This is a genomic window from Streptomyces rhizosphaerihabitans, assembly GCF_025399795.1.
Classification (GTDB): Bacteria; Actinomycetota; Actinomycetes; order Streptomycetales; family Streptomycetaceae; genus Streptomyces; species Streptomyces rhizosphaerihabitans.
The window spans coordinates 1-3,075 of sequence record NZ_JAODTZ010000131.1 but is presented as its reverse complement, the minus strand read 5'-3'; the positions used below and the strand labels follow the sequence as shown (position 1 = coordinate 3,075).

The following is a 3,075-nucleotide window of genomic DNA, read 5'->3' as shown; positions in this document are numbered from 1 at the left end:
TCGAGAGCTCGCGGCTCGGGATGACACCTTCGGTCTTGTAACCGATGTCGAGCAGGACCTCGTCCCGGTCGACCTTCACGATGACGCCGTCGACGATGTCGCCGTCGTTGAAGTACTTGATCGTCTCGTCGATCGCGGCGAGGAATGCTTCCTCGTTACCGATGTCGTTGACCGCTACCTGCGGCGTGGTAGAGGTGGTCTCGGTGCTGCTCGTCATGTGGGAAAGGGCTCCGGTACGGACAGTGAGTCGTAGGTACTGCTTACGCCGGGAGCCCGTTTCGCTCTGTAGAAGGCCGGACAGCCAAGGAAGCGCCCCGACAAATGCCGGAGGCGCCTCGAAAACCGAGGGGACATACATACAGATGCGAGCGCAGCCTGCTACGTCTGAGGAGCGCAGGCCCGCAGCGCAACTTGTAGCATACGGGGGCAGCCGGGCAGGGTCAATGCGCGAAGGCGCACACCCGGGGCGGATCGCCGCAATCCCGGCACAAGACCTGTCTCACAAGGCCACGCGGGCAGTAGGACGCCTCTTTCGTGACACGCCCGAGACGGGTTGGACGGAAGAGTACGACGAGGGAGCCGATCATCCAAGAGCCCGAACCGTTCGAACCGGAAGCCACCCGACGTGATGCGGACCTCATCGAGAGTTCCCGGGCGAATCGGGGCTGGTGGGACCGGAACGCGGACGACTACCAGATCGAACACGGCACGTTCCTCGGCGACGACCGATTCGTGTGGTGTCCCGAGGGCCTCGACGAGGTGGAGGCCGAGCTGCTCGGCCCTCCGGAGGACCTCAAGGGCAAGGACATCCTGGAGATCGGCGCCGGCGCGGCACAGTGCTCGCGCTGGCTGGCCGCGCAGGGTGCGCGTCCGGTGGCCCTGGACCTCTCCCACCGCCAGCTCCAGCACGCCCTGCGCATCGGGGGCACCGTGCCCCTGGTGGAGGCGGACGCGAGCGCGCTGCCGTTCGCGGACGGCTCCTTCGACCTCGCGTGCTCGGCGTACGGCGCGCTGCCCTTCGTCGCCGACCCGGTGCTCGTACTGAGGGAGATCCACCGGGTGCTGCGCCCCGGCGGCCGTTTCGTCTTCTCCGTCACGCACCCGGTCCGCTGGGCGTTCCCGGACGAGCCCGGCCCCGAGGGCCTGACGGTGTCCGCGTCCTACTTCGACCGCACTCCGTACGTGGAACAGGACGACGAGGGCCGCGCGGTCTACGTCGAGCACCACAGGACCGCCGGCGACCGGGTGCGTGACGTGGTGGCCGGCGGCTTCCGCCTGGTCGACCTCGTCGAACCCGAGTGGCCCGCCTGGAACACCCAGGAGTGGGGCGGCTGGTCCCCGCTGCGCGGGAACCTCATTCCGGGCACGGCGATCTTCGTGTGCGAACGGGACTGACGTACGGGATCCCGAGGAAGTCCGAAGAAAGACCGAAGAAGAAGCACCGTGCGCACGCGTGCGTGCAGGCCGTGAGTGAACGTGCGTGAAGGCTGGAAACGAAGGGGGGCCGATCCGGCTCCCCTTCGTCCGTCTTCGTGTGGCGTGCGTCTTCGTGTGGCGCGGTGTGGCCTACGCCCGTGGAGGCCGTCCCGGACTTCGTCCGCGGCAGGTTCCGTCCTCGTACGAGACTGGGGGCGTGATCCGTTACGAAGCCCTGGACGTACTGCCCGTGCGCGGTGCCCTGCCCGCCGTGGACGCCGCCCTGGAGGGGCACGGCAGCGCGGTGCTGGTGGCGCCGCCCGGCACCGGCAAGACGACGCTGGTGCCGTTGGCCCTGGCGGGTCTCCTGGACGACGGGCGTCCGGCACGCCGGGTGGTGGTGGCCGAGCCGCGGCGGATCGCGGCCCGGGCCGCCGCCCGGCGGATGGCATGGCTGCTGGGCGAGCAGGTCGGCCAGAGCGTCGGCTTCACGGTGCGCGGGGAACGGGTGGTCGGCCCACGCGCGCGCGTGGAGGTCGTCACGACCGGGGTTCTGCTCCAGCGGCTGCAGCGGGACCAGGAGCTGGCGGGCGTCGACGTGGTCGTGCTCGACGAGTGCCACGAGCGGCATCTGGACGCCGACACGGTGGCCGCGTTCCTGCTGGACGTACGGGCAGCGCTCCGTCCCGAGCTCCGGCTGGTCGCCGCGTCCGCGACGACGGACGCCGGGGGCTGGGCACGGCTGCTGGGCGACGCGCCGGTCGTCGAGGCGGAGGGTGTCTCGTACCCGGTGGAGACGGTGTGGGCGCCGCCCGCGCGCCCCGTACGGCCGCCGCACGGAATGCGGGTGGACCCGGCGCTGCTGACGCATGTGGCGTCCACGGTGCGGCGGGCGCTGGCCGAGCGCTCGGGTGATGTCCTGTGCTTCCTCCCCGGGGTCGGGGAGATCGCGCGGGTCGCGGGGCAGCTGGGCGGTCTCGGGGACATCGATGTACTTCAGGTGCACGGGCGGGCTCCGGCGGCCGTGCAGGACGCGGTGCTCACGGCCGGTGTGCGGCGCCGGGTGGTCCTCGCGACGTCGGTGGCCGAGTCGTCGCTGACGGTTCCTGGGGTGCGGGTGGTCGTGGACTCCGGCCTGGCGCGGGAGCCGCGGGTGGACCACGCGCGCGGGTTGAGCGCGCTGGCGACCGTACGGGCCTCGCAGGCGGCCGGACGGCAGCGGGCGGGGCGGGCCGGACGTGAGGCGCCGGGCGCGGTGTACCGGTGCTGGACGGAGGCGGAGGACGGCCGTCTGACGCGGTTCCCGGCCCCCGAGATCAAGGTGGCCGATCTGACGGCGTTCGCCCTCCAGGCGGCCTGCTGGGGTGATCCGCGGGCGACGGGTCTGGCCCTGCTGGACCCCCCGCCGGGCGGGGCGATGGCGGCGGCACGGGCCGTCCTGTCGGCCGTGGGCGCGGTCGACGCCACGGGGCGGGCCACGGAACGCGGTGTGCGCATGTCCCGACTCGGCCTGCACCCCCGGCTCGCGCGGGCGCTGCTGGACGCGACCCCGGTGGTGGGCGTGGCGCGGGCCGCCGACGTGGTCGCCCTGCTGAGCGAGGAGCCCCCGCGCGAGTACGGCGACGACCTGGCCGCCGCCTGGCGCACCGCCCGGCGCGG

3 protein-coding genes are annotated in these 3,075 nt (G+C 72.3%); 2 read left to right on the top strand and 1 reads right to left on the bottom strand.

What is annotated here, in order from left to right; translation table 11 throughout:
- Positions 1-217: S1 RNA-binding domain-containing protein (locus N4G66_RS44925; RefSeq protein ID WP_261710114.1), on the bottom strand; the 217-nt coding region annotated here is incomplete at its 3' end.
- A 317-nt stretch (positions 218-534) separates the two neighbouring features.
- Between N4G66_RS44925 and N4G66_RS44920 the strand changes: the two genes are divergently transcribed.
- Positions 535-1,395, top strand: coding sequence for a class I SAM-dependent methyltransferase (locus tag N4G66_RS44920; RefSeq protein ID WP_261710113.1), 861 nt, complete (start codon positions 535-537; stop codon positions 1,393-1,395).
- A 238-nt stretch (positions 1,396-1,633) separates the two neighbouring features.
- Positions 1,634-3,075: DEAD/DEAH box helicase (locus N4G66_RS44915; RefSeq protein ID WP_261710112.1), on the top strand; the 1,442-nt coding region annotated here is incomplete at its 3' end.